A 26,107-nucleotide genomic window follows, 5' to 3' on the forward strand; every position below is an offset into this window, starting at 1 on the left:
TTAAATGCAGTGAATATCCATATTAAAATAAAGCTTCTAAACGAACTAAGGCACTTGGATAATGACTTCGATCTTCACGATGATCATTAAAATAGTTTAAATCACCTTGTACATAGAACCATTCACGCCATAAGGGTTGGCGCCAAGATATAAAAGGTCCCCAACTATTCAAACGTAATTGTTCATCATTATAAAAACCGCCTGTATATATACCGTAGTTAAAACGATTTCCCTTAAAAAATTGATGTTGACGATAAGTACGGTTGTCCCATGTTAAGTCATCATCTTGCTCATCTGCATAAGTAATATAAAACTGATTTGATAAAAAAGCTTGGTTAGGACGAGCATGTGTCAACTCTAAATTGGTACGTAAATAGTTTTCACTATCAATGCCATAACGATAAATTTGCTCTGCATGAAAATAAAAGTCATTGCTTAACGTCCAATCTTTTTCAGCTTTTAAACGGGCATAAATATCACTACCAGAACGAATACCTAAATCGGCATCGACCTCAAAAGGTAAACGCTTAGATAACTGTGACCAACGTAACGCAATTGAACTGTTATCATCACGAATACGTTTACCATCAATCGACTTATCAGAAGTACTATTGGGATTTTCATTGGTAATGGCAATATTATTTTGAATCTCATTATCTAGAGAGTCATCACCAAATACGACACTGAGGCGATTTTCCAATGCAGGTAATTTTATTTTGCCTCGAATACGAGGTTTAAATTCATAACCGTCATGTTCGTTCCAACGGTTATCTAACAAAATACGTAAAGTTGCAGAGGCAGGGTCATTAGGATCAGTTTCTCCAAACCAATTATTCATACGGTTTGCAGTACGATCAGCCCAATTGCGGATTCCTTTTTGTTTTTGATCTATCCATGTTGAATTTTCTGTTAACTCAGTATGAGGAACAATAGGTTCATCAGATTGAGCAGGTAAAATATTGGGTGTAGCGTCTAATAATTTAGGGATATAGTCCAGAACATTAAAATCTGTTTCTAAGGCAGGAGGTGGAATATAAACAGGCGGTACTGCGCTTGAATTTTTTTCCTGATCAGCATAGCTATACGCACTGCATAAACAGCTAAATAGAAGGATATAAACTTTATTGAATGGAACGGAGAGTGTAATATTTTCCATAATATTCTGTATTCAACTATTTGATTTAAAATAAAATATTTATAAATTTCATTCAAGCCATTGAATGAATAAAGAAAATTATAGTTGATTTTTCAATAGATGCATGCGCATTAATTTACAAATTACATCTTTATTACAATAAACAAGCGTTTGAGTCTGGTTGGCATATCAGTGACATCCCTTATCTTATACAAAATAAGGGATGGTGACGTGTTTAACAGCATGAGAGGGGCTATATTGAGTTAGTTAAAGGTCATATTTAGGTTGTTTGAGTACAATATTTCTTTTCATATACTTTTCCTGCAATTCCTCCAACCAAGGCACCACTAAAAGTTCCAAAAATTGGCAAAATACTGCCTGCAACTGCACCAATCAAGACACCTTTTACAGTTGGAGAAAAACGTGATTTCTTGTCTTTTTGTGCTTCTGTTGGAGTTGAGTCAGTTGGCGTTGAATCATGAGAATAAAGATCAGGAGTTTGGTTTGTATCAGTCATAATATCTCTCTTAGTTTCAAGTTGTTAAAAGAAAATTTCATGATGAAATCATTCAAATCACATGAAGTATTTAAACATCATAAGCCGACTATACTGAGATATGCTGTAGTGACGCTGTAAATTTTTCTTGGCTTTTGGTTACACCTGATCTGATTAAGTAAATAAAATATGACAATGTGTACAAGGATTAAAATACAAACTTTTAAAGTTTAAAAATAGTGGAATAGTCTAGTTTTATAAATAAATGAAATCATAAAAAATATGTTTATAGAAACTAAAAATCCTCCATAAAAGGAGGATCTCTAGTCTTATAGAATAAGAAAATATAAAAGAAACTTACAGCGCATGAATTCGTTGAACTAAATTCTGTATATAGAATATAACAAGTTTTATCAGATGAATAGTCCTGTAAAATGATAACTAGAGCACTATAAATGGCATGAAGTGACAATTTTTGTAAAATCTTGGAATAATATGAACATGTATTTCAAATACCTGTTATAAAAAAATCTTTGATTTAATGAAATTTTTTAGAAAAATTTATTTAAAAGCTGTTGTTATTTAAAGAAATTATGTTAAAAACTGACAAAAAAAATTCGGCTAAATAAAAAAATTAATAGGGTAAAAAACATACATATCTATGTAATTATTTTACAAATAAGTTGAATAATATTGGAATTGTGCAAATTTTGTAAGATGATGTTGATTGTTTTTTAATCTAAATTGAAAAGCTTGCAGAATCGCTTATGCTCAATTTTTATCTACAAAAGCGAGTGTCGCTATGGCGATTGCAAAAGTGGTTGAAGTGAATTCAAGCAGTGCTAAAAGTTTTGAAGATGCAATACAAACAGGAATTCAAAAGGTCACTGAAACTGTAAAAAATGTGCAAGGTGCTTGGATTAATGAACAAAAAGTCATTATTAAAGACAATAAAATTACAGAATATCGCGTGAATCTGAAAATTAGTTTCTTGGTTGAATAAATTGATTGATCATCTATATATTTACTCTAAATAAAAGCCCAATCTATAAGAATGGGCTTTTTATATGAAAAATTAAAACAAATTATTTAGCATCTGGCGTTTCACAAGATTCCTCATTACATACCGCATTTGGCTCTGAGCTGATGTCATTTTGAATCGTTTCAGAAGCTTTTTCTAAAACTTGCACAAAAACTTCACGTGGTTGAGCGCCTGCAAGTGCGACACGTTGGTCAAAAACAAAAAATGGCACGCCTGTGACTTTGAGTTGTTCACGCGCAACTTCTTGGTCAAATTTAACAAAATCTGCAAACTCATCTGAGTTGAGTACATCATCCACTTCTACAGGATTTAAGCCAATACGTGAAGCAACGTCTTCAATCGTTTCACGCTCACCAATTGGCAAGCCTTGTGTCATATAGCTATAGAAAAATGCTTCTTTTGCTTCTGAGCCTAAACCTTTGCTTTGTGCAAGGTGAATAATACGATGCGCATTAAAAGTATTTCCTGAATTGGCATTTTCCCAATTAAAATCAATACCTTCTTCTTTTGCCATTGCGGCAATATTACGTTGCATTTCTTCAACTTCAGCTAAGCTACGACCATATTTTTGAGCAAGGCGTTCAGAGTTTGAAATTTCTTGGCGTGGCGGTGCTTCTGGATCAAGTTCAAAACTATGCCAATGCACTTCAAGTTCAATACCAACTTGTTGTGCTGCTGCTTCTAAACGTTTTTTGCCAATATAACAAAATGGGCATACAACATCTGACCAAATATCTACACGCATGGGAAATCTCTAAAACTATAAAGGTTAATGAGGAGGGTAGCGTCATCATTGTTGGATTTAAAGTATTTTTTGGCAAATGGCAGATTTTTGGTCAGATTATGTAGAGAAATAGCAGTTATTTTTGCATAAATATTATACAGTTTTGCAAAAATTCAGTTACTCTACATTTTTTATTCGGAACTAAGTTCTACATGCGTCGAATTGTGAGTGTTGTCATTGTGATTATTTTAGGTATTGCGAGTTATTTATTTTATGAGCATACCACTTTAAAGCAGCAAGAAGCACAGCGCCAAATGTTTGACATTGTCATGTCTGAAAAAATGCGTCATTTATATGAAAATGCACAGGATTGGTCAAAACCTGTCAGTCTTGATGTTCATGATGAACGTTTAAAAGGTGATTATAAAATTTTATCTGAATTTGTTTTAAATTATTGGCTGCAAAATATTGAAACACGGAATACCTATTTACGTGATTTAGAAGCGGCAAAATGGAATTATTTTTTGGATATTAATCGTTTAGATGCTGATCGCAAGAAAAATTTTGTTGAAACTGAGCAAATGTTACAAGCAGTACGTAGAATTACGACGCAATACCAAAAACAAAATTTAGTAGATAAACAAGAAGCTTTGGCAAAGGTTAAAGAGCTCAAGATCGAGCAAAACCTAAAACAATCTATGCAAGAAAAACTGGAAAAGAATTTAAAATTAGATCAAGAAAGTGCATTAATTTTATTAGAGCTGAAAATTTTAGATAAAGCTGAGCAAATGTTTGTATTGTTGAAAGAAAATGATTGGCATAAGGAAAATGGACAGATCATGTTCCAAAAAGATGCGCAAGTGAAGCAGTTTAATGCGTTGTATCAGGACGTTTTAAAGTTAAATAAAGAGATTGAACAGAAGAAAAAACAAAATGCAGAAGAGATTGAAGAGGAGTTGTGAGTCAGGTAGTAGTTTATTGATTTAAAGTCTGTTGATAGATGAATTCACATGTATTCAAATTTAGATGAGAAATAGAGTGATTTTCACCATCAGTAAAATGATGACTTAAATGTTGATTTTGATCTGCACTAAACCCTAGTTTAGAGTAGTAACCAGAAAGGAAAATGGTTTTTTGCTGGGGGAAATATTTTTGATCATTGACCAAACAATATATCTTTAAAGGATAATAATTTTTGTCGTCATATAAACTTATAAAAATTTTATATTTCGCAGGATCAATAATATATGAGGGATTACGAGCTGAGCCAAGATTTATATTCTTTTTAAAAGTTGAATTACTTCGATAGATTAATTGTAATCTAAATTCTTTAATCGCTTTTTTGCCAATCATTTCATTGATTTTAATTAAAAAGTAATCAGTAGTATGGAAAATTGGACGACTTATTCCAACTATAAAATATATGGCTAAAAAAACGATAAAAATAATGAAAAATAAATAATTCAGTATTTTTAAAGTTTTATGATAGCGATACTTGTCTAAGTTTTGCTGAATATCCCTTTTGTAAAAATATGTAATTGTTAATAAAGTCAATGGAGTAAATATAATAAAGCATAATAAATAACCTGATATATAACTCAATTTAAAGTTAAAAAAATGAAATTCGTACAGATAGCTATGTGGTAAAAAATAAAAAATTAGTGTAAGGGCTAGCAAACTTAACGAGATAAGAATAATCGGATTGTTATAAATTTTCATTAGAGTTTTGGGTAATTATTTGATTTATTTTAAGAGAGATATTTCAAAAATAAAAGTATCAGTATTGGAATATTGTATTAAAAACCCCGCAATAAGCGGGGTTCTTTTTATCTTAGTATTAATTAAACACGTTCGATAATCGTCGCGATACCTTGACCAAGACCGATACACATGGTCGCAAGACCGATTTGCGTATCTTGTTGCTCCATTACGTTAAGTAATGTCGTTGTGATACGCGCACCAGAACAACCCAATGGGTGACCTAACGCAATCGCACCACCGTTCAAGTTGATCTTGTCTTGTTTGTCATAAATGTTCAAACCTTTCATTACGGCAAGACCTTGAGCAGCAAATGCTTCGTTCAACTCAATCGTTTGGATGTCATCCATACTCAAGCCAGCACGTTTAAGCGCTTTTTGCGTTGCAGGAACAGGACCATAACCCATGATCGCAGCATCACAACCTGCAATCGCCATAGAGCGAATCACAGCACGTGGCTTAAGACCCAAAGCTTGCGCACGTTCAGCAGACATCAACAACATTGCAGATGCACCATCAGACAATGCAGAAGAAGTCGCAGCCGTTACCGTACCACCTTTAGGATCGAATACAGGACGTAAACCTTGGAATGCTTCAAGGTTAGCATCTGGACGAATCACTTCGTCGATATCACATAGGATTTTGAAACCATTGGCATCATGACCTTCAACACCTACGATTTCATTTTTGAAACGACCTTCTTGTGTAGCAGCCCAAGCACGGCGATGAGATTCAACACCAAATGCATCTTGTTCTTCACGACTAATGCCATTCATACGACCTAACATTTCAGCCGTTAAGCCCATCATGTTAGACGCTTTTGCATAGTGTTTAGATGCTTCAGGGTTTAGGTCGATACCGTGCATCATGCCAACGTGACCCATGTGCTCAACACCACCGATGATGAAAATATCACCTTGGTTGGTTGCAATTTGAGCCGCAGCAGTGTGGATTGACTGCATAGAAGAACCACAAAGACGGTTGACAGTTTGCCCACCAACAGTCTTAGGAAGGTCAGCCAAAAGTACGATGTTACGAGCAATGTTCATGCCTTGTTCTAAAGTTTGGTTGACACAACCCCAGATCACATCTTCAACTTCGTTGACATCAAATTGGTTACGAGCAACTAAAGCACGAACTAACTCAGCAGATAAGCTGTCAGCACGTACATTGCGGAACATACCGTTTTTGGTTTTACCCATTGCAGAACGTACGCCATCAACGATGACAACGTCACGCGGATTTAAAGTAGCCATTCACGTCGCTCCTTAACCGTAGAATTTTTTGTTGTTAGCAGCCATGTCACGCAACATCTGTGGCGCTTCATAAGCCTTACCTAAGTGTGCATACTTGTCGCAAAGTGCAACGTATTCAGCAACACCTGTCTGGTCGATATAACGTGCTGGACCGCCACGGAATGGAGGGAAACCTACACCCATGATCATCGCCATATCTGCTTCGTTTGGTGTCGCAACAATGTTGTCTTCTAAGCAACGAACAGTTTCGTTACAGAATGCAAGCATCATACGATCAATGATTTCTTGAGCATCAAATTCACGTTTTTCGCCAGTGATAACTGGAGCAATAACTTCGTAAGCTGTTGGATCAACAGTTTTTGCTTTCTTACCTTTCTTGTCTAAAACGTATTTATAGAAACCGACATCGTTCTTTTGACCGAGGCGTTTTGCTTCATACATCGCTTGGATTGAACCTTTATAATCAGGTTTCATACGATCAGGGAAGCCTTCAGCCATGACTTCTGCACCATGAACGCCCGTGTCGATACCAACAACGTCCATCAAGTATGCAGGACCCATAGGCCAACCGAATTTTTCCATCACTTTATCGATTTGTTGGAAGTCTGCGCCGTCTTTAAGAAGAAGGTCAAACGCACCGAAGTAAGGGAAAAGTACACGGTTTACAAGGAAACCTGGGCAGTCGTTGACAACGATTGGTGTTTTACCCATTTTTTGAGCTAACACAACAGTGGTTGCAATCGCTTCTTCAGAAGTTTTTTCACCACGAATTACTTCTACCAGAGGCATCATGTGAACTGGGTTAAAGAAGTGCATACCAACAAAGTTTTCAGGACGCTCTAATGCATTTGCAAGACGAGTGATTGAAATTGTTGATGTGTTAGAAGCAATGATCGTGTTGTCACGTACTTTGCTTTCTGTATCTTTAAGAACAGCTTCTTTGATCTTCGGATTTTCAGTGACTGCTTCAATCACGATATCCACTTCTTTAAACTCATCGTAGCTTAAAGTAGGGCGGATACGCGCAAGAGTTTCACCCATTTTCGCAGGTGTTAAACGCTTACGTTCAACTTGTTTAGTCAACAAGCCATTTGCTTCTTTCATACCCAAAGCAAGTTGTGGATTACCAATATCTTTCATGATAATTGGTGTACCTTTGCTTGCCGCTTGGTAAGCGATACCGCCACCCATGATACCAGCACCTAAAACAGCTGCTTGGTTGACAGGATGAGCACCTTTCTCATGTTTCTTCGAGGCTTTTTTCACAACTTGGTCATTGATGAATAAACCGATCAATGCACCTGCTTGTGGTGTAATCGCAGCTTTAGCAAATGCTTCAGCTTCAGTACGTAATGCTGCATCACGACCTTGGCTGACACCTGCTTGCAGTGAATCAAGAAGAAGTTTAGGCGCAGGGTATTGTGCAGGGTTTGCTTTTGCAAGAACTACACCTTTAGATGAGTTAAACGCCATCATTTGTTCAAGCATGTCGAGTTTAACAGGCTCTAATTTTTCTTGACGTTTTGCTTTCCAGTCTAAACGACCAGAAATTGCTTGTTTAACAAGATCAATCGCAGCATCTTGTAATTTGTCTGCAGCAACAACCGCATCTACAGCACCATCTTTGAGTGCAGCAGCAGGTTTTTTGTTTGCTGACGTTGCAATCCACTCGACAGCATTGTCGATACCAATCACACGGCTTAAACGAACAGTACCACCGAAACCAGGAATGATCCCAAGTTTAACTTCAGGTAGACCGACTACAGCTGCTTCAGACATGACACGGTAGTCACACACTAAGCACATTTCAAAACCGCCGCCTAATGCAATCCCATTGATCGCAGCGACTTTAGGAATATCTAAATCTTCAAAAGCATTGAAAATTTCGTGAACAGGCATTGCCCATTCCACGATTGCGCTTTCGCCTTGTTTAAAATTTTCACCGAATTCAGTGATATCTGCACCAACAATAAATGTTGATTTACCACTTGTTACGATTAAACCTTTTACTTCACTGTTATTTTTTACAGCTTCAATAGCGGCTTTAAAATCTTCAATCGTTGCACGGTTGAATTTGTTAACCGACTCACCTTGTAAGTCAAAGCGGAATTCTGCGATTCCGTCCGAAAGCAATTGGACGGTAATGGCATTGCCAGCGTGGATCATGCCCTGATCTCCTTTTTTTGGAGGACTTCTACGTTGATGTTTTGAAGTACATGTGTGTTTTTTCTACACACATTTCGACTTCTCTAATCTTACGATAACTATATCTAAAAAGAACATAACAAGTTGTATCAAGCCGTGACGCAAGGGTCATGAATTTTTTTTTGCATAAATCTCATCATTGAGGTTGAGTTTTGATTGTTGTGCTTATATCTATAGTTAATACATTATTTTTATTATAAATTTATGGAAAATACAAATCTTTTTTCATGAAGAAGCATTTTAATATGCTTTTATTTATTTGTATTGTTTTGGTCATTTAGGTCAATGCTTGATACAAAAATAATGATTTTGGTTAAACAAAATGCAAAAAGAAAATTGTACTTTTTTTGAGACATAGATATTATTTTAAACTTAAAAATGAGAAATAAGTTGAAGACGAATGTTCACAAAAAAATTATTGTTATCTATGGTTGCTACATCTTTTGTTTTGACTGGCTGTGGTGGTGGAGGTGGTTCAGATGACGACTATAACACTGAATCTAAAGACTCTTTAGCAAATGGTACTCGTTATTATTATATACAATACTCAACATCTAAAATTACAGATCGTTTAAGAGCGAGCTATATTGAAGTTCAAAATAAACAATTCAAAGACTCAAAATCAAATAAAGCGCTTGGTTATTATCTATTAACTGAAAATAAGCTTTATACACCCAAAGATATTGCACAAAATACAATTGATTTAGATGGTTTAACGCATTGGACATTCAATACCATTGGTGCGGTAAAATCTGATTGGAGATTTGAAAAAGTTAACTTATCAGGCAAAAATATGTTTGATACGGTTTTTCCTGCTTATCGTCAACTTGGTTTTGACAGTGAGAATGCCTATGCTTATGCACGTATTTTCTTAAATAGTTATGGATCAGAGCGTTTTCCAAATGGCAGTAGCTGCTATCGTCTTATTTCTCAAAAAGATCAAGTAGATTCTTTCAACTTTGATGTCAACACTGATAATGAAATTAAGCAGTCTTTTGAAGATTTTGATGATGAAAATCTAATGTATGTTGATCAGCTTAATCAGCAAAAAAATGGTTTAAACTATCGTTATGCAAGTGGTATTTGGCAATCAATTCCTTGGTCAACCGTTTATGATTTAGATTTTGGAATAAATCCAAAAGATGGCACAGCCGTTGAGTTTCAAAATCGACTCTATGCAGCCGAGTTTAATCCAAACTTTGAGCGAACACTTCAACAAGAAGCAAAAGTATTAAATCAATTACTGACAACTTTGACGGATAAACAGCAAAAACGAAATACTCAATTACGTATCGCAGAAATTAATACGGGTTGTTATATCTATAATGAAACAGCAGCAAAATCTTTAGTTGCATTACGAGGACTAAATTGGGATCGCTAAATTTGATTAAGTGAATATTATTTTATTTGGTTGTGCTATGCCCCTATTTTTATTGAGAAAAGTAGGGGGGGTTTTATGGAAATCAATAAGCAAAAAAGAGTAAAGAATAAAAATAGTACAGATTTTCTTTATTGCTTTTGCTAAAATTTGATCATCTTAAGGTTCTATCCTTTGAACTTACACCTTTAACAAGGTGCATTCCCCCCTGAATATTTGAAAGAGTGCTATATGATTAAATGGATCATATTGGCGATTTTTGTGATTTCAGCGTTGTATATCCAAAATCGCGGTAAGGTGCGACATTCGTTTTATCGTCAATTTTTTGACCATTCCACGATCCTCGCACCGATTAATTTCTTAATGTATATGTTCTCTAAAGTGCCAAATCAACCGTATATTGACACTCAACATTTTAAAGACTTAAAAGTGTTGGATGAGAACTGGGAAATGATTCGTGATGAAGCACGAGCTTTATATACACAAGGTGGTATTAAAGCGTCGAGCAGTTATGATGACTTAGGTTTTAACTCATTTTTTAAGACAGGTTGGAAGCGTTTTTATTTAAAATGGTATGACTCCGCACATCCTTCTGCGGCAGATCTTTGCCCAAAAACTACAGCTTTATTAAAAACATTGCCAACTATTAAAGCCGCGATGTTTACAGAGCTTGCGCCTGATAGTCGTTTGGTTCGCCATCGTGATCCTTATGCAGGTTCTTTGCGCTATCATTTGGGTTTAATTACACCCAATGATGACCGCTGTTTTATTGATGTCGATGGGCAAAAATATTCATGGCGTGATGGTGAAAGCGTAGTCTTTGATGAAACCTATATTCATTATGCTGAAAATAAAACTGATCAAAATCGTATCATTTTCTTTGCTGATGTTGAGCGTCCATTAACCACAAAATGGATGGAACGTTTTAATCATTGGTTTGGTAAAAAAGTGATGACTGCAGCGAGTTCACCAAATGAAGCAGGTGATCAAACAGGTGGTTTAAATAAAGTTTTTGGTTATGTTTACCAAATTCGGATCAAAGCCAAAGCATTAAAGAAAACCAATCGTAAATTGTATTATTTTCTAAAATGGTTTTTGATGTTAGGAATTTTCTTCCTTATTTTTGTACGTCCTTATGTTTTTTAAAATCGCAGTTTGTATGTTATAGAACGCCTTTTGGGGCGTTTTTTTATGGGAAATGATTTTGCAGCTAAATAACAATTTTAAGCTTGTACAGCACACATGAACTGTTAAATTGAGAAGGGTGTTAATTAGAATGGAATAAAAAAATGTTTAAAAATTTAGCCTCTGAAGTCATGGGAATAAGTGATATTGGGGTCATTATTGAGCCACATGAATTTAATAAAACCGATATTGATGATTATATTTTTCATGAAGACAATGAAAAAATTTTCTTCGTCATTAAAAGTAAGACGGATGAATATTGTTTTACCAATGTGGCTTTTATGCACCTAGATGGTAAAAGTGCCATGAGTAAAAAGCGCATGCTTTACCGTTACTTATATAAACATCATCCAATCAAAAATGTATTGCTTGAAACCGCAGGTACAGTGGATTTAGATGCAGAAATTAAATTTCAACTAGGCGAACAAACATTCTCTATTGATATTGATAAAAAGCAAATCGAAAAAATTCGTGATTTATATAAAGCCCTATTTACCATTGGTGAAACATGTAGGGAAATTAATCGTAAACGTAATATTTTGCTGCAAAGTAATGAAAATGTGCAAAAAATGTTTAATTTACGTGAGCTGAGTGAGCAAGTGATTTTAAATTTACCTGAAATTATTAATCAAACAGCGCATCAAGTTGAAGAATATGCAAACCAACGTATTAAAGAGATTGAAAATTATGATTTTTCAGAAATTTTTGAGCGTTATTTAAGAAACTAGGCACCAAATACTTTACATTTTGTAGTAGATATTATGCAAAATTAAAGATTAACGTGGTGGTGCTATCGCAGGGCGACATGGATGTCGCCGTTGGACAAGGGTGGATATCTTGCGAAGCTTAGCTTCTCATGTCCAACAAAGGATTTTTGTTACCTTGCGGAATATATTCCTCATCCTTAAAAAGTAAGGCATCATCTACGCAAAAAAGTACAAACTTTGTAATATAAATGAGGCTGTGCTTGAATATTTTTCATTCATTTCAGTATTATCATAATCAGCATACTATTTAGAACATTTCCAAATTTATTTCTTTTGATAAAAATCACTTTTAACAATCAGGTCATTGCTAAATTTCTACATTCTGCATACTTTGTAGAATGGGTGCTTGAAATTGGATGAAAAAGCACGACATTATGCAGTAGAAATGAGAATGATAGGTCAACAGTGAACGAAAACGCACGTGAAAATATCGAAAAGATTTTAGCCAATATGACCACATTGCCAGGCGTCTACAAGATGTTGGGCAAAGATGGTGATTTACTTTATATCGGCAAAGCTAAAAATCTAAAAAATCGTGTGTCGAGTTATTTTGTTAAAACCATTGAACATCCAAAAACGCAGGCGTTGGTTGCACGTATTTATAATATAGAAACACTGATCGTGCGTTCAGAAACCGAAGCTTTATTGCTCGAACAAAACCTGATTAAACTGCACCGTCCACCCTATAACATCATGTTGCGGGACGACAAATCTTACGTCTATATCTTTGTTTCCACAGATAAACCTTATCCACGAATTGCCGCAGGGCGAGGTAAAGGAAAACATCAGGTCGGTAAGTTTTTTGGACCTTATCCGAGTGCTTATAATGCACGAGATACTTTATTGGTTCTGCAAAAATTATTTAATGTACGTCAATGTGAAAACAGCTATTTTTCACAGCGTAAACGTCCATGTTTACAGTATCAAATCAAGCGTTGTACTGCGCCTTGTGTCGGTCTGATCAGTCCTGAAGCCTATAATGAAGATGTACAGAACTCGATCCGTTTTTTAAAAGGCGATACCAAAGAACTGAATCAGGAATTGATTCAGAAAATGGAACAAGCGGCAGAAAAATTAGAATTTGAAAAAGCGGTATTCTATCGCGATCGCATGGCTTTATTGCGTCATGTACAGGCGCAGCAAGCCATTTATAAAGTCAAAGGTGAAGCGGACATTTTGGCGATTGCTTATCAAGCAGGGGTGACCTGTGTGCAAATTATGCATGTACGTAACGGTAAAATGTTAGGTGGAAAAAGTTATTTTCCTGACATGCTTGGTGATGATTTGGGGCAAATGCTGTCGGATTTTATCGCCAATTTCTACTTTCAGGTCGCAGATGAAGTGCCGAGTGAATTGATTGTCAATGTAGAAATTGCTGATCGAAAAGAGTTAGAAGAAGGCTTACAACAGCAGTTTGAGCAGAAAATTCAGATTAAACACAAAGTACGTGAAACCCGTGCCGAATGGCTTGAGTTGGCGGAAATGAATGTTCAGCATGCCATTAAAGGCAAGTTAGCCAATCATTTGGAACTCAATGAGCGTTTTCATCAATTGGAAAAAGTCTGTGGACGTCCGATTGACCGCATCGAGTGTTTTGATATTTCGCATACCATGGGTGAAGCGACCATTGCATCCTGTGTGGTTTTTGATGCGGGCGGTGCAAGAAAACGTGATTACCGCCAGTTTTCCATTGAGGATATTACAGGCGGTGATGACTATGCAGCGATGCGTCAGGCACTGACTCGACGCTATAAAAAAGCCATGTTACCTGATTTACTGTTGATTGATGGCGGTAAAGGTCAACTCCATATGGCAATGGAGGTCATGCAGGAATTGGGGCTGGATGCCTTTATGGTCGGTGTGTCCAAAGGAGAAGGACGTAAACCGGGCTTGGAAACCTTACATTTTACTGATGGCACTAAAATACAGTTGCCTGAGGACAATAAAGCCTTGCATCTGATTCAACAGGTACGAGATGAGGCACACCGTTTTGCGATCACTAAACATCGTGCCAAACGAGATAAACGCCGTGGTGGTTCAGTGTTGGAAGCAATTCCGGGGCTTGGACCAAAACGCCGTCGTGATTTATTGACCCATTTTGGTGGGATTCAGGGTGTATTGAAAGCCTCTGAAAATGATCTGAAACTTGTGCCCGGCTTGGGTGATGTGATGGCGAGAACCATTTATAAGGTGCTACACGAATAGGCAGCCTTTGATTTAAATTTTTTGCAATGCAGATTTAAACGTTTTGGATGTTATAAATTTATGAAATATCATGCACATATCTATTTTGATTTGACGCAAATTGAGTTGATAGAATCGCTTTATGTGCAACTACAGCAAGAGTTTGGTGAAACCATGAGTTATGGTCGTATACATCAAAAATTGGTAGGACCACATACCAAACCTATGTTTCAATTGGCATTTGATCAAGTTGTTTTGCCACAGTTGAAAAATACATTGGATCGTCGTCATTTGGGACTATCTGTATTGATTCATCCTTTATGGGAGAATGAATATCTTGCACATACTGAGGGGGCACAGTGGTTAGGTGAACCGCTTGTATTAAATCTTGAAAATTTGTAAGCATTGCAGTATTCATTTGCCGAAATACTCATTGACCCGACAGTCATTGATCATTCACACGTGAACTATCTATAGGCATAGTAAACCACAACGTTTTAATGAGAAAACCCATGTCTGTATTGGCACAGTTGTATCAGGATATTGAACAAAACAGCGAATTTGAGTTTCCAAAGGGCTGGCTACAAGGACGAACAATCTTTGGTGGTTTGGTGGCAGGCGTGTTGATCCATAAAGCCACACATACCATTGATGACGCTTGCAAAAAACTACTCAGTTGCAGTGTGACTTTTGTTGGACCCATTGAGGAAAAAGCGGTCAGACTGACTGCGGAAATTTTACGTCAGGGTAAGTCTGTCACCACCATCGAAGTACGTTTATGGCAAAATGATGCTGTACAAAGTATTTTAATTGCAAGTTTTGGCAGTCAGCGTGAGTCACGTATTCAGGTTGCACTTGAACCTAAAGTGCCTGCTTTCCCTGCAATAGATGATATTCATATTTTACCTAAAAACTTGCCATTCCCTGAATGTGTACAAAATTTCCAATTGGCTTGGACAGATGGGCAATATCCAATGTCAGGCAGTAAAATACCTGATTTCAAAGGTTTATGCCGTTTTGATCCTGATTTTCATACTCAACGTGCAATGACTTTACCTGATATTTTAACGTTAATGGATGTATGGCCACCTGGGGTTTTACCGATGTTTCGCAAACCTGCACCAGCGAGTACTTTGACTTGGCAGGTGACTTTTGTTCATCCTTTACAAAGCCATTTACATGACTGGTTTAAATATCAAGTGGTTACAGATTATACAGAGCATGGTTATGCCACTGAACATGCTTATTTGTGGGACAGTGAAAATCGACTTATTGCTATTGCCAGACAGACAGTAACAGTCTTTACCTAGTCGACAGTTTCATGTGAATCGTTTAAAGTATTAACGAAATAGAGCTTTACTCTAAATTACAGTTTGCCTTTTCCATAGGTAAATAGGGGACTTACTGGCGGTGTCTATGACTACAGGTCGTATCCTGAATATTCCAAATATCTTGACGCTAGCTCGTATTGCGTTAATTCCTGTTTTTCTAGCCATCGCTTATTGGCCTCCTGCAATTGGGGTTGGTGGGCATGAAGGTGGCATGACTCGTCATTTGATTTTGACGGCAATTTTTGTAATTGCCGCAATCACAGACTGGTTTGATGGTTATCTTGCTAGAACTTTGAATCAGACTTCTGCTTTTGGGCGGTTTTTAGATCCTGTTGCAGATAAATTGATGGTCGCAGCGGCTTTGATTGTGTTAGTTCAATGGCAGCCTTCTATTGCAATGGCATTTGCTGCGATTGTGATTATTTCACGTGAAATTACCGTTTCAGCATTACGTGAATGGATGGCAGAATTAGGCGCACGTACCAATGTCGCTGTATCTACAGTAGGGAAATATAAAACGGCATTTCAAATGATTGCGATTACGGTATTTTTACTGAATTGGCAGCCATTAGAAATGTTGGCTTATGCACTACTTTATACTGCTGTGATCTTGACGCTTTGGTCAATGTTCATTTACCTAAAAGCGGCATGGCCTTATTTAAAACAGCCTTAAATGACTGCTTGATGTGTTTAAAAAACCTTTCTTGATGAAAGGTTTTTTTGTTTTGCGTGAGCGCTAAAACATGCTTAGATTTAGAAAAGATAAAAACGAACAAAGATTAAGCTCACTTTATGAAAATACAGCACAAGCGATGCACTTATGCTGCATAGGTTTTAATCCCGATGTAGAGGATAGAGTTTGTCATCAAACTGCTCTAAGGTTGGAAATGCGATAGAGGGTAAATTTTCGATATTTTGTAAATGTTGACGATAGTCTATGAGCATTTGTTCACGAGCTTCATGAGAAATATAGGGCACATGATAGGCAATAAAAGGAGTTAACACTTCATAGCCAACATAAGCCAGTGTTCCGCGCTGAATAGGAATCAGAATATTCTCAAGTGAGCCATGAATTGCACCATCTCCAAACATATGATCACGTCCACCAAGGGTAAAGCTCAGCATGGCTTTTTTTCCTGACATGCCACCATGGTTATAAAAACGTTTACCGCCATAAAAAATCCCTGATACAAATACTCGATCAATCCAACCTTTTAAAATTGCAGGCATAGACATCCAATACATTGGAAAATTTAAAATCAGCAAATCCGCTTTTTGGACTTTTTCCACTTCAGCTTGAATATCATCAGCTAAAGCATGTTGTTTACTGGCATGGCGTTGTTCTAAGGCATAATTTAAATAGTCAGGATTACCGCGTTCAGTAAAGTCTGCTGCACAGGCAACAGGATTAAAACTCATGGCATAAAGATCAGAAACTTCAACCTGATGCCCTAATTTTTTTAATTCTTCAATTGCTGTATTTTTTAGCGCATTGGTAAAAGACTGTGGTTCAGGATGTGCATGTACAATTAAAATATTCATAAGCTTGCTTTCTCAAATTATTGGCGAGTATTTTTATCGACTTCATTATTACCAAAAGAGTTGCTTTAGCCAATTACTGAACAGACGTTTTCATGTTTTTAAATGTCAATTTTTGCAAAGTGAGCAGACAATAAAAAACCGACATATGATATATCGGTTTTCTACTCTCTGAGGAAGTATTGTTTTCGTAAAAGCAATACTTAAATAGCATTTGTGCTGAAGAACATAATCATATTATGAGAAAAAGTTTAGATTTACAATGATGTAAATTGTAAAATTTCTTTAAATTATCATGTTGCCTTAGATGTGAATTGGAAATAATTTAGGGCTTGGGTTTAGCTCAGACAATTGGTCATTTTCAGACAGCGCCTGATAACGCTTTTCAATTTGTGAAGCAGAATCTTGTAATGTTTCAATTAATTTTTGCAAATTTAAATACTCAAAACGATTTTTTGATGCCAAAACAGTGAGTGCTAATGGTGCTTCTTTATTTGAAAACTTAATTGGAATGGAAAGACCAGAAACGTTTGGATCAAGCTCACCTTGGGAAAAATAGTGACCTTGTTTTTTGATTTTTTTCATTCTTTGAATGAAATTTTCTTCACTTTCAGCAAAACCGACTTGTGCAAGCTCATTTTGAAAACGGGTATAGTAATTTTGCAGATTTTGTTTAGAAAGATGTGCCATGATCACTTTAGGCGATGAACCCATATACACAGGACGAGGGCAACCACGCCCATAAGTTAATAAAGTCTCATCACGATACACTTCATGATGAAGATCAATACAATAATGATCATTCAGTTGGGTGAGTAGACAGCAAAGTTCTGTACGCTCAGAAATCTCTTGCATAAAGGGTTTACTGATTTGCACCAATGGATCTGTTGTTCTTGAAATATAATCCATGACTGCAATTTTAGGTCCAAGTGTGTAATCACCTGAAGTCCCACTTAAACGTTGTAAAATATCTGCTGAAACCAATTCTTTAAGATATCTATAACTTGTTGGTTTTGATAGGTTTAGTTCTTCGCAAATGACATCAACATTAATCACTGGGCGTGACACCGAAAATAAATCTAATACGGTGAGAATTTTACCAAAACTAGAAAGCGCCATTGATTACCTACTTAGTAACTGTAAATCAAAAAATAAATTTTATAATGTTACTTTATAACAAAAAATTATCAAAAAAAAAGAAATTTCATCATAAATCGAATCAATTCAGATATTCTGAGAAAATTCTCTAGGATTTGAGCTATTTCTTATGGATTTTTAAAGAGAAAATAGCAAAAAAATAATATTCACTTATTTTTATTTCTGCCTGAGAAAAATAGAGAATTCTCACTAAAATATAAAATAATTCATTTGTATTATCAATATAAGATATTTTTGTTGACTAAGTCTATTTTTTTTGAAAAAATTAACAGATTAAATATCTAATGATGAATTTTTGAGCTTTTATTTAATATCACTCAGCATCATGTTTTGCCATTTATATCTCTAAGTTGGAATAAAACAGTATTTTTATCTGATTTTATTTTCTCTTTTCAGTGTTTTAACATTCTCTAAATAAATGCGCTATTTACTTTAGGTCAAATGGCGAGTTTTTTGGTCGTTTCAAAATGTGCAGCAAGATATTTCTCAATTTTTTGATTCCAATGAAATAGAGATCATTCATGTTATTGACTAAACAGCTTTTAGCATTTCGACCCAATAAGTTGGATTGGATCTTTGCGATAAAGACTTTTATTGCAGGTATGCTGGCGCTGTTTATCGCATTTGAATTGAATTTAAGTTATCCCATTTGGGCAATTGGGACTGTCTTTGTGATCGCAAATCCCTACTCAGGTATGGTGGCTTCAAAAAGTCTATATCGTTTACTGGGTACAACTTTTGGAGCAATTTTTGCAGTCGCAGTGACTCCTTATTTGATTAATACACCGTGGCTTTTTATTTTTGTTTTGGCGTGTTGGTTGGGTATTTGTCTTTATCTGTCTTTATTAGATCGGACACCACGTAGTTATGTGGTGATGTTGGCTGGTTATACGGCTGTTATTATTTGTTTTAATAGCATTTATTATATCGACAAGATTTCTATTTTTGATATGGCGCTTGGGCGTTTTTTAGAAATCTCGATAGGCGTAATTTGTAGTGCAGTGGTAACAAGTACGATTTTACCTATGCATATTGGTCCTGTGGTTGAAAATCGTGTGGTGAAAACCATGACTGATACGCAAAAATTGTTTGATCTTATTTTATCTCATCCTGATCCACAGCAAAAAAACTATACAAAATTATTGGCAGAAATTGCACGAGATACTTCAGATATTCATACCATGCTTGTGCATTTAAATTATGAAAAATCAAAGCTTAAAAGCATGGCGAAACCTTTGCAAGAGTTATTGCATCAAGTGACTATGTTGGTTGCAAACTTGGTGGCAATGTCAGAGCGTCTGAAACAATTAGATCAAATTGACCTTCACTATAGAGCTGCTTTGCAAGATTTACATACAGAGGTTGACGCATTTTTAGATGATCAACATCAAATTTTAGAATCTGAATTAAATCATTTGCCGAGTGATTTTGAGCAAAAATTTGAATTGATTTTGAAACAAGCACAACCAACGCAATATGTCATGTTAGGAAGTTTAAAAATGGATATCCGACATTTTATTCAAAATGTTCGTGCTGTCCGTTTGATTTGGCAAAGAATGCAACAAGGTGATACCACTTTACCTGAAACGATTGTGCCATTAACAACATCTTATCCAAGTTTACATCGTGATTATGGTGTGGCAGTTCGGGGTGGTTTATCTGCTTTTTTAACGATTATTGTTGCTTCAAGTATTTGGATTTTGAGTGGGTGGACATCAGGTTTTATGATGGCTCAAATGGCAGCCATTAGTGCATGTATTTTGACCGCACTTGATAATCCTGTACCTGCATTAAAAATTTTTATTCGTGCTAGTTTTTATGCTGCGATTATTGTTTTTATTTATGCGTATGGCATTTTTCCACATGTACATTCATTTATAGAACTTATGATTGTACTCGCACCTTTTTTAATTTTTTGCCTCATGCTGTATTTGCATCCTCCGCTAAATGGTTTAGGGCTACCGCTGATTATGGCGGGTGTCATGGGGATGAATATTCAAAATCGTTATTTTTTAGATCAAGTGGCTTTTTTTGACTTTTCGATAGGCACGATTATTGGACCTATTATTTCTGTATATATCGTACATTTGGTTCGTGCAATGTCGCCTGATATGACGGCACAGCGTATTTTGTCTTTACATTATCAGGCAATGAAAAAAGCGGTACGTATGAATTATGGTGCAAACTTTCGTATTCATTTAAGAAGTATGTTAGACCGTATTGGCGTACTCAATACAAAGCAAGTACTGTCAGAACAATTAATACATGAAATGAATGCGGCGCTGATTGAGTCAAGTGCAGTGATTGATTTTACTCGACTACAAGAGTTGGCAGAAAAATTACCAAAAAATTCGCCACTGATTACTCAAATTGCACAATTACAAACGTATTTAGAGTTATGGCTAGGCGAAAAAGAAAAACAACAAGTCACTACAACTTTAGACCAAGTTTTGCTGAAACTAAAAGAAATTCAAGTTGATGCGGAAAGTATTGAAGATCGAGATATACGTCATCGTTTATGGATTTCTGTAAATAATATTCGGCATAGTATTTGCCATCAAGATGAGCAAAGTGCAGCAGATCATACACTCGAACATGCCAGTATTGGAGTTTAAAAATGGGTGAATTTAATCTTTATGGTGTTTATGTTCCCACTTTTTTAGTACAGGCAATTTTAGCGTATTTGCTATTAAAAATAGTCAATTTAGTCACTGATCGTTGGGCGACGCAAGACTGGATTGCATTACCGAGTATTTTTAATTTGTGTATATACGTGTTGTTGCTGTGGGGAGTGCATCATCTTTTTACGATGTATTTGGATTAATGTGGAATTTGATGATTAGGTCAGGTGAAAATGAACAGCTTTGATATGCGTAAAGTGATACGTCCTCTAGGTTTATTGACAGTTGCAATACTGGCAATCATATGTGTTTTACATTTATGGAATTACTATAATGCTGAGCCGTGGACACGTGATGGACGCGTTCGTGGTGATGTTATACAAGTTTCTTCAGACATTTCTGGCTTGGTGACAGAAGTTTTGGTACAAGACAACCAGACAGTCAAAAAAGGGCAAGTGTTATTTAAAATTGATCTTGCACGACAAACCTTAGATGTTGAGCAAGCCAAATCAGATTTAGCCAAAGCAAACTCAGGTTTAGCAGAAGCAGAAGCAGGTCTTGCCCAAGCCCAAGCCAACCTCATCAAATCACAAGCGAATATTCAACTGGCAGATAAAAATGCACAGCGATATGCAGACTTAATGAATGGTGCGATCTCTAAACAAGAACAAGATCAAATGTTTGCAGCACGAGATCAGTCACATGCTGAACATCAACAACTGCAAGCTGCTATTCAACAGTCAGAAGCCAATATTAAACAACAAAAAGCTTTAATCGAAGCTGCAACCAGTAGTTTTCATTTAGCTGAGTTAAATATGCATCGTGCTGAAGTTGTTGCACCAGCCGATGGGACATTATCTAATTTTGATATGCGCGTAGGAAATTATGTCAAAGTTGGTCAAGCTGTGGCTGCTTTATTGGATAGAAAACAACTGTATGTTGTTGGATACTTCGAAGAAACTAAACTGAATAAAATTCATTTAGGTGATGCGGCGACTATACAATTAATGGGCGATTCTGAAAAAATCAAAGGGCATGTACAGGGCATTGCATCTGGGATTGAAGATCGTGAGCGCACTACATCTTCAGGTTTATTGGCAAATGTGAACCCTACTTTTAGTTGGGTACGTTTAGCGCAGCGCGTACCTGTAAAAATTGTGTTAGATGAGTTACCAAAAAATGAATTAGCCTTTGTTGCTGGACGTACTGCAACGATTCATATTTTAGAGCGTGCGCATTAATCAGCTGATAAATCTATCCGTTCAAGTCAAACGATGAGCTATTTGCTTGGCAGAACATAAAAAACCTGCATCAAAATGCAGGTTTTAAAATGTTTCTATCTCTTAAATATTTGAAGAATTAGAATAATTTAACTGGAATGTCGAGGAATACACGCCATTCATTGGTATCACCAATATACGCATTGGTTTGGTAGTCATCACTTGCACGATAATATGAATGACGTAGACGTAAACTTGCATCTTTAGCAAAACCATTTTGAACGGTATATTTTACTTGGTTAAAGAATTCACGTTCTTGCGCATCATCAGTAAGACCCGCAACTTTAATATCCCAACCATAAACAAATGCTGTCGTCCAGTTAAGTCCTGCTACACCATAATTGCTAAAGTCTAAGTTATATTGAAGTTGCGCTGATTTTTCATGATTTCCAATAAAATCAGACAAATATGAGTTTGGTAAATAGATACTTTGGAAACCATCGGCATTTGTGTTGTAGTCATAACCTGTATTGCCTGTATTTTGTTGGTAAGCCAACATAACACTATGAGCGCCTTGGTTATATGTACCTGATAATGCCCAAATATTATTGCTACGACCTTCTATATTTTCATTGCCAATAGTAGAAGAATACGTTGCTGCATCTTTGTCCCATTCAGTATGATAACCACTAAAGTCCAACGTCAAAGAGCTTTTATCTGCAAGTGGAAGTTTGTAGTTCGCATTTACATAATGGCGTTCTAAAGCATTTTTAGAATCTAAGCCATAATATGAAGCATTGAGTTGATCATCAAACTTATATTTTGCACCCCAAACGATGGCATTATCTAAGTGATTTCCATCAGTAGAAATTTGGTCTGACATTTGGTTTTTAGTAAATTTACCCGCAGTCAGTTCTAAATTTTTAATTTCACGGCTTGTGATTAATGTACCTTCAAAATACTCAGGAACCATACGACCTGTATTACTTGCAAGAACAGGTAAATCTAAAACTTGTGTACCATAACGCACAGTGGTATTAGAAAAACGAGCTTTTACATTTGCTCCACCACGCGCCCAATGATCATAAGCAGAACCATCGTTATGTTTCGGGATCATATTGTTGCCAGCATGGTTATTTGAACCCAATTTGATTGAGCCATCGCCTACAGCACCAACACCAAAACCGACGATCCCTTGAGTAAAGCCAGAGTCTACATTGACAATTGCAGATTGGGCATAAGAGCTTTGGTCTTCAACGCCATTTTTTTTATCACGATGTATAAAGCCTGTGCGAAATAGAACAGATGCATCAGCGTCTTCTACAAATCCTTTTGCTTCACTTTGTTCACTTGCATAAGCTGTAGAGATCAGCGCAGCTTGTATTAGGACAACTAAGGTCATTTTTTTTTGGGTTAGCATTAAGGCTGCCTCTTGAATGTTGCTTTTCAATATATTTAAAATAAGTGAATTGTATAATTAAATTACAGAAAAACTAGTATTTGTAACAATTTTATTTTCTAACTTTAGCTTTTTAACAGATATTGTTGTTTGAGTTTAGTGAAATAATACTTAAGTTCTAGTATAAAAATGATTGAATAATTTACCAAGAGTTTAAAAAACCAGTAAAATTCTTCGCTTAAATTTTCCCTCTATATGTGTTGAAAAATGATAGCATTTTCATTTAAAAAATTAATGATGACATTATGTGTTGTAGTGCCATCAAGTGCGCTCTATGCAGCACAAGCCCCAATAACAACTTCAAATGGGGTCTGGTCAGGAAATATTGCTGCTGTATCTCAATATATTTATCGTGGTGGCGTGGAAAATGACAAAGTTGCTATACAAACAGGTTTGGAATATGCCCATAAAAGTGGAATGAGCGTGGGCTATTGGGGTTCAACATTAGATTATGATGCTACAGATGAAACACGTAATCATGGTTTTGAACATGATTTTTATGTGGCGTATGGTAATGAGATTAATCCAGATTTAAGCTACAACCTACAAGCAACCGCTTATGTATATCATCATGGTGGTACTATTTATGGTGATGAAAATAAAAGAAAAACCACAGCATTTGATGTGCTTGGTGAGTTAGCTTATAAAGAAGTCACTTTTGCTGCATCTGTTTTACTGGCTGATGCTTCATTTGGTAATGCAGGTGATGTCTATTTGAGTGCGGCTTATAATCATCCATTGCCTCAAAACTTTATTTTAAATGCTTCAGTCGGTGGTTCTGCTTATAACAGTAGCCGTGACGATGAACTAATTCAGACCACCCAAGATTTTGCATTTAATGAAGCACGTATAGGCTTAAGCAAAAGTATTGCAGAAACGGGTATTGTTGCTTCACTTGATTATGTCATGGGTGGCGAAGACCGTTTAGGTGAAGATTTTGATAATCATGTGGTTTTTGGTTTAGATTACCACTTTTAAAGCATCACTGTTTTAAGGGTAAACTTGAAAATGAGAAAGTGCATTTGGATATAAAATGCACTTTTTTTGTGCATGGGAAAAATGTATAAAAAATAAGTGATCAAAAAAGAATCATAAAATAAATGCAATGATATAGTGGCTGATGTAATCAAAGAGACCAAGCAATTTGCGAATAAATGAAACAAATATGACAATAAATCAACTATAGCAAAGCATATTATCTTTTTTAGTGATGTTTAAAAACTTAATGTAGAAAAATAATTTTTATCTAAAAATTAAATAAAAAACAAAGTGATATTATTTTTTAAGATGATTTTTTTAATCTTTTTTTAAGTTTGGCATAGCAATTGCTAAATATCTAAGGAGTTTGACCAATTTAAACCAAGAATAAACATCCGAGCGATGGGGGAGCATTGAACATGCAAATTATCACTAAACTTTTAGCATTTGGCATCTTGGCTTCAACCGCAACAGTCAGCATGGCTGAAGAAAATTCACTTTCAAATCTAGGCTTAACTTTTTCAGGCAGTGCAGCATTAACCAGTGATTATCGTTTCCGTGGCATCACGCAAACAAGTAATGATCCTGCTGTACAGGCTGGGTTTACTTTGGCACATTCATCAGGTTTTTATGCAGGTGTTTGGGGTTCAAATGTTAATTTTGGTGATGGTGGTCCACATTTAGAACTAGACCCATCGATTGGTTATTCAACAACTTTAGAAAATTTTAGTACGAAACCTGTCATTGATGTTGGGGTGGTTTATTATAACTATCCAAGTTATAGCGACTTAAATTGGGCTGAGCTCTACGGTAAAGTGACTTTAAAAGACACGGTTGTATCGGGAGATAGTTTATTGACCAATATTAACTTTACCAATGACTATGCAGGTGCAGATACCAATAGCTGGAATATTAATTTTGGTTATTCTGTGCCATTTGGTGCTACAGGATTTGGTGGTGTTGCCGCAGTTGGATATACCGTTGTCGATGATGAAGAAAAGTACTCATTTAATGGTGATGATAATTATGTCGATTGGAAACTGGGCGTAAATTATGGCTTTAAATCTGTACAAGGTCTGAGTGCAGAACTTGCAGCCGTTGGTACCAATATTGACACTGATGGCTGGACATCTGCGGCTGAACGTGGTGTTGAAACAGGTGCTGTTTTTACTTTAACTAAAGCATTTTAACCCTATAAAAATAATGCGAAATCATACGTAAAAGATCAAAGGCAACAGTGGTTGCTTTTTTATAACTAATGTTACGCATCGGATTTAAATTAAATAGCTGAAAAAAGCAAAAGCTAAATTTACATGACGGAGTCTTACATCTAAAGTTTAAATTTGGGATCAGCCACTGCGTCTTGCACTTCGTCAAAGTATACTTTGACTTGCTCAGGCTCGACCTACTCTTACGAAACGATGTTTCTCATTCGGCAAAATGAAAAGCGAAGCTTTGCAAGAAAACCATCTTGCGGAGCGTTGCTCCTCACCGCAAAACTCGTCAACCACCGCAAATTGATAAATACATCGCAGAAACATTTCTATCCAAAGTAGTCCTGCCTCAAACACGTTGCGGATGACGTTTTCGCGTATCCACATTTTTCTAGCTCCAAAGTTTAATTTTAGAGTTGCTGCGTAACATCAGTTTATAATTTAAAAAATAAATAAA

Annotated in this window: 22 protein-coding genes and 1 pseudogene; 14 read left to right on the forward strand and 9 right to left on the reverse strand. The window is 36.0% G+C overall.

Annotated features, from left to right (window positions below):
- Positions 1–22: 22 nt before the first annotated feature.
- Positions 23–1,012 (reverse strand): annotated as a pseudogene (locus HX124_RS12710) (hypothetical protein); the annotation flags it as partial.
- Between the two features lie 403 nt (positions 1,013–1,415).
- Complete coding sequence (locus HX124_RS12715) at positions 1,416–1,652, reverse strand: hypothetical protein (RefSeq protein WP_286383357.1); 237 nt, start codon at positions 1,650–1,652, stop codon at positions 1,416–1,418.
- A gap of 781 nt (positions 1,653–2,433) precedes the next feature.
- Here HX124_RS12715 and HX124_RS12720 point away from each other — a divergent pair.
- Entirely contained in the window at positions 2,434–2,634 is a 201-nt protein-coding gene (locus tag HX124_RS12720) for a dodecin family protein (RefSeq protein ID WP_107008385.1), read from the forward strand.
- Positions 2,635–2,716: 82 nt separating this feature from the next.
- Here HX124_RS12720 and HX124_RS12725 read toward each other — a convergent pair whose 3' ends face one another.
- Complete coding sequence (locus HX124_RS12725) at positions 2,717–3,418, reverse strand: DsbA family oxidoreductase (RefSeq protein WP_286383356.1); 702 nt, start codon at positions 3,416–3,418, stop codon at positions 2,717–2,719.
- 191 nt (positions 3,419–3,609) lie between these two features.
- On the opposite strand from HX124_RS12725, the gene HX124_RS12730 reads away from it, so the two are divergent.
- A complete protein-coding gene (locus tag HX124_RS12730) occupies positions 3,610–4,359 on the forward strand; it encodes a hypothetical protein (protein WP_286383355.1) in 750 nt (249 codons plus the stop codon).
- Positions 4,360–4,372: 13 nt separating this feature from the next.
- Here the strand turns inward: HX124_RS12730 and HX124_RS12735 are convergent, their stop codons facing one another.
- The 3 genes from HX124_RS12735 to fadB form a co-directional block, all read right to left on the reverse strand.
- Positions 4,373–4,951, reverse strand: a complete 579-nt coding sequence (locus HX124_RS12735; RefSeq protein WP_286383354.1) for a hypothetical protein — start codon at positions 4,949–4,951, stop codon at positions 4,373–4,375.
- A 287-nt stretch (positions 4,952–5,238) separates the two neighbouring features.
- Positions 5,239–6,411 (reverse strand): acetyl-CoA C-acyltransferase FadA, encoded by a 1,173-nt coding sequence (fadA, locus tag HX124_RS12740; RefSeq protein ID WP_286378216.1) that lies wholly within the window; start codon positions 6,409–6,411, stop codon positions 5,239–5,241.
- 12 nt (positions 6,412–6,423) lie between these two features.
- Positions 6,424–8,577: a fatty acid oxidation complex subunit alpha FadB gene (gene fadB / locus HX124_RS12745; protein ID WP_286383353.1), complete on the reverse strand. Its 2,154-nt coding sequence runs from the start codon at positions 8,575–8,577 to the stop codon at positions 6,424–6,426.
- 439 nt (positions 8,578–9,016) lie between these two features.
- Here fadB and HX124_RS12750 point away from each other — a divergent pair, with 439 nt between their 5' ends.
- From HX124_RS12750 to pgsA, 7 genes are all read left to right on the forward strand, one after another.
- Complete coding sequence (locus HX124_RS12750; RefSeq protein ID WP_107008379.1) at positions 9,017–9,997, forward strand: hypothetical protein; 981 nt, start codon at positions 9,017–9,019, stop codon at positions 9,995–9,997.
- A gap of 228 nt (positions 9,998–10,225) precedes the next feature.
- A complete protein-coding gene (lpxO, locus tag HX124_RS12755; RefSeq protein WP_286378213.1) occupies positions 10,226–11,140 on the forward strand; it encodes a lipid A hydroxylase LpxO in 915 nt (304 codons plus the stop codon).
- 143 nt (positions 11,141–11,283) lie between these two features.
- Positions 11,284–11,907, forward strand: a complete 624-nt coding sequence (locus HX124_RS12760) for a PH domain-containing protein (protein ID WP_286383352.1) — start codon at positions 11,284–11,286, stop codon at positions 11,905–11,907.
- Positions 11,908–12,351: 444 nt separating this feature from the next.
- Positions 12,352–14,151, forward strand: coding sequence for an excinuclease ABC subunit UvrC (gene uvrC / locus HX124_RS12765; RefSeq protein WP_286383351.1), 1,800 nt, complete (start codon positions 12,352–12,354; stop codon positions 14,149–14,151).
- A gap of 60 nt (positions 14,152–14,211) precedes the next feature.
- Positions 14,212–14,532 (forward strand): DOPA 4,5-dioxygenase family protein, encoded by a 321-nt coding sequence (locus tag HX124_RS12770; protein ID WP_286383350.1) that lies wholly within the window; start codon positions 14,212–14,214, stop codon positions 14,530–14,532.
- 110 nt (positions 14,533–14,642) lie between these two features.
- The gene (locus HX124_RS12775) at positions 14,643–15,440 is read left to right on the forward strand and encodes a thioesterase family protein (protein ID WP_286383349.1); all 798 of its coding nucleotides are present in this window, start codon (positions 14,643–14,645) and stop codon (positions 15,438–15,440) included.
- A gap of 106 nt (positions 15,441–15,546) precedes the next feature.
- A complete protein-coding gene (gene pgsA, locus HX124_RS12780) occupies positions 15,547–16,134 on the forward strand; it encodes a CDP-diacylglycerol--glycerol-3-phosphate 3-phosphatidyltransferase (RefSeq protein ID WP_107008373.1) in 588 nt (195 codons plus the stop codon).
- Positions 16,135–16,295: 161 nt separating this feature from the next.
- On the opposite strand, the gene HX124_RS12785 is transcribed toward pgsA, so the two are convergent.
- Both HX124_RS12785 and HX124_RS12790 read right to left on the reverse strand, forming a co-directional pair.
- On the reverse strand, positions 16,296–17,003 hold the full coding sequence (locus HX124_RS12785; protein ID WP_286383348.1) for an NAD(P)H-dependent oxidoreductase: 708 nt from the start codon (positions 17,001–17,003) through the stop codon (positions 16,296–16,298).
- A gap of 300 nt (positions 17,004–17,303) precedes the next feature.
- Positions 17,304–18,119 (reverse strand): IclR family transcriptional regulator, encoded by an 816-nt coding sequence (locus HX124_RS12790; protein ID WP_107008371.1) that lies wholly within the window; start codon positions 18,117–18,119, stop codon positions 17,304–17,306.
- A gap of 560 nt (positions 18,120–18,679) precedes the next feature.
- Here HX124_RS12790 and HX124_RS12795 point away from each other — a divergent pair.
- Genes HX124_RS12795 through HX124_RS12805 form a run of 3 tightly spaced genes read left to right on the forward strand, consistent with a single transcriptional unit; the run spans position 18,680 to position 22,020 of the window.
- Positions 18,680–20,773 carry an FUSC family protein gene (locus tag HX124_RS12795; protein ID WP_286383347.1) on the forward strand — a complete coding sequence of 698 codons (2,094 nt, stop codon included), beginning with the start codon at positions 18,680–18,682 and terminating at the stop codon, positions 20,771–20,773.
- 2 nt (positions 20,774–20,775) lie between these two features.
- Positions 20,776–20,982: a DUF1656 domain-containing protein gene (locus tag HX124_RS12800; RefSeq protein WP_286383346.1), complete on the forward strand. Its 207-nt coding sequence runs from the start codon at positions 20,776–20,778 to the stop codon at positions 20,980–20,982.
- A gap of 30 nt (positions 20,983–21,012) precedes the next feature.
- Positions 21,013–22,020 carry an HlyD family secretion protein gene (locus tag HX124_RS12805; protein WP_286383345.1) on the forward strand — a complete coding sequence of 336 codons (1,008 nt, stop codon included), beginning with the start codon at positions 21,013–21,015 and terminating at the stop codon, positions 22,018–22,020.
- 118 nt (positions 22,021–22,138) lie between these two features.
- On the opposite strand, the gene HX124_RS12810 is transcribed toward HX124_RS12805, so the two are convergent.
- Positions 22,139–23,419 carry an OprD family outer membrane porin gene (locus HX124_RS12810; protein ID WP_107008367.1) on the reverse strand — a complete coding sequence of 427 codons (1,281 nt, stop codon included), beginning with the start codon at positions 23,417–23,419 and terminating at the stop codon, positions 22,139–22,141.
- A gap of 246 nt (positions 23,420–23,665) precedes the next feature.
- Between HX124_RS12810 and HX124_RS12815 the strand changes: the two genes are divergently transcribed.
- Both HX124_RS12815 and HX124_RS12820 read left to right on the forward strand, forming a co-directional pair.
- Positions 23,666–24,436, forward strand: coding sequence for a TorF family putative porin (locus tag HX124_RS12815; RefSeq protein ID WP_107008366.1), 771 nt, complete (start codon positions 23,666–23,668; stop codon positions 24,434–24,436).
- A 419-nt stretch (positions 24,437–24,855) separates the two neighbouring features.
- Entirely contained in the window at positions 24,856–25,626 is a 771-nt protein-coding gene (locus HX124_RS12820; RefSeq protein ID WP_286383344.1) for a TorF family putative porin, read from the forward strand.
- The last annotated feature ends 481 nt before the right edge of the window (positions 25,627–26,107 follow it).

Origin of the sequence: Acinetobacter sp. 226-1 (assembly GCF_030329325.1) — a bacterium.
In the GTDB taxonomy this organism is placed as follows: Bacteria; Pseudomonadota; Gammaproteobacteria; order Pseudomonadales; family Moraxellaceae; genus Acinetobacter; species Acinetobacter sichuanensis.